This window comes from Photorhabdus stackebrandtii (assembly GCF_011189495.1).
Taxonomy (GTDB): domain Bacteria; phylum Pseudomonadota; class Gammaproteobacteria; order Enterobacterales; family Enterobacteriaceae; genus Photorhabdus; species Photorhabdus khanii.
On the sequence record NZ_PUJV01000095.1, the window covers coordinates 1 to 2,166 of the forward strand.

2 protein-coding genes and 1 pseudogene are annotated in these 2,166 nt (G+C 46.0%); all 3 read left to right on the forward strand.

What is annotated here, in order from left to right; genetic code table 11:
* Window positions 1–141 precede the first annotated feature (141 nt).
* The 3 genes and pseudogenes from C5470_RS21660 to C5470_RS22570 all read left to right on the forward strand — a co-directional run bounded on the left by C5470_RS21660 (window position 142) and on the right by C5470_RS22570 (window position 1,677).
* Window positions 142–330, forward strand: coding sequence for a hypothetical protein (locus C5470_RS21660; protein WP_166291854.1), 189 nt, complete (start codon window positions 142–144; stop codon window positions 328–330).
* A 129-nt stretch (window positions 331–459) separates the two neighbouring features.
* Window positions 460–1,179 (forward strand): annotated as a pseudogene (locus C5470_RS22565) (DUF1281 domain-containing protein); the annotation flags it as partial.
* Window positions 1,177–1,677 (forward strand): site-specific integrase, encoded by a 501-nt coding sequence (locus C5470_RS22570; RefSeq protein ID WP_242688266.1) that lies wholly within the window; start codon window positions 1,177–1,179, stop codon window positions 1,675–1,677. The pseudogene C5470_RS22565 and the gene C5470_RS22570, both read left to right, overlap by 3 nt.
* Window positions 1,678–2,166 lie beyond the last annotated feature (489 nt).

The window sequence follows — 2,166 nt, forward strand, 5'->3', positions numbered from 1 at the left end:
ATCTGAAGGTGACGCTGACAGCCACACAAATTATCACACAATTTTACCCCTGATTGCCGGGATGCCGGCGGTCGTTTTCACCCTGACGGGCGTTATTTCCCGTCAGGGGATAACGCCCGTTTTTATTTCGGAGCGTTACTGATGAAAAAGATTCATACCAAAACATACCCAAAAATTGTCCGCAAGAACAAAGTCGTCCGTCATCATGGTAGGCGTTTCCGGCCTGATTTGTACCGGGTTATGACGGGCAGGATTATCGCGGCGTTTGAAAAGAGAAGGCGCTCTGATGTACAGGCCACAAAATTGTGGAGACCGGCTGTCCGGTTATAGATAACTGGGATGGGTCTATCCGAAAGCCGGATAGCTTTTTTTCACATCGCTGAACTTATCACCTGCCTGTGGGGGTATTGCCTTCACCAGGCAGGCCCTGTTTCAGGTAAAAAAAGAGGATTTTTTACTATGCTGAAGTGGTGCGCTAATCGTTTGAATATCACTGGTCAACCTGACCAACTGGATACCCTGCAACAATGGGGATTGGGAGATACAACGCCCTATTACGGTCAAGCTATCCATCAAAGTATTAAGCTGTTTGTCGCGGGCTGTGCCGGTCTCCTGCAACCCACTGAAATGACAGATTACTCACTGTATCCGGCGCTGGTAGCGCAGGGAACAGGGGAAGGCTCACCGGAAAACCGGGCGTTTGAGCAATGGCTGGCTTTGTTAAAAGAGAATGTTGCGCTTGATGAAGTCACCAGCCAACAGATTGACAGGCTATACCAACAAAGTGGTCTGGCCGCACGAAAATGGGAGACGTTGCTCCCGGCAGCGCAGGAAACCATCATGGCTTTGTTTAATCAAAAATCCTGTGACTGGTTCGGTTTGGTTGATTGGAACGCAGAACGTGACACGGAAATGCTGTGGTCTCATCTTGATGACCGGCTGACAGAAACGGTTCCTTGTGACTTGTTTCTGCTGATACCGACCCATCTTGCGAGTGAAGTCAATGGATCTTGCGGCGGATTGTTAAAGGATCACGAGACGACTCGTGAGTTGTATTTCCGATTATACGGTATGATTCAGCCGCAGGGTTATGACATATCGTGGAAGCGAAATGACGATAGCAGCCTGAGCGGGCGTTTTGATACAGCACCATTGGGACCATGGCAAAATCAGTTATTGCATATCCGGCTGGGGGATATTGACCTGGATGAGTGCCGGATTATTCTTTGCTCTGAGGGGAGTAAGAACCATTATGAACACCAGGTGCCGGTGGTGAAATGGTTGTATCCGCGGCTGGAGATTTTGCTGGAACGTGCGCAAGCCGCTGGGGCAAAACCCAGTGATCCCTTGTTCTGTGTGAACTATTTTACCGCCAAAACAGACAGAGGAAATGAAACTGATCAATTACAGACGATAAAATCATTCTTTCGTCGCTTGTCAAAGGAGTGTGGATTTGATGTGGGCCCCCACCGTTTCCGGCATACTTTGGCAACTGAACTGATGAAAGCGCCTGATCGTAATTTGCAAATGGTGCGCGGATTACTGGGGCATCGCAGTATTACGACTACGATGGAATATATTGATATCAATCTGGATATTGCCGGGCGCGCGCTGGAGCGTGAGTTGATGCTGTATATTGATGTTGAGCCAGAGAGAGCAGAAATGTTAATCGGATAAAACAGAATATTCTCGCTGTTGCCTGAATTTGCCTTTTTCTACATAAATAATTCCCTGTCGCAAGATGGGGAATTTTTTTGAACTGATGCAATCTCCCATAATTGACCTTCTTCTAAACAATTAGGAAAATTGAGTAACCAATATACAACATCGTGTTAATTAATTCGTTGATTTTGGTTTGGGCTGCTTGACAGTTGCAATAGAACTTGTGAGTATTGCGTTCCAAAGCAAAAAGGACACCTAAAGTTTTAGGTATCTTAGCTTGGCAACCCTTATGTTCAATTCAATATTGAAGTACTGAAAAGCTAAACTAACTACAGTTATACATTCGGGTTCTTGTATTGGTTGCCCATTGAGTTTTCATTCTTCCATATGAAAGGTTGAAACCACCGACTTTAGTCGGTCAGCTTTAGCTGAGATACTGTGTTGCATGGGAGGTGCAACATGGATTACAGATACGGTAGTCACACAGTATTTCAGATTGAATAC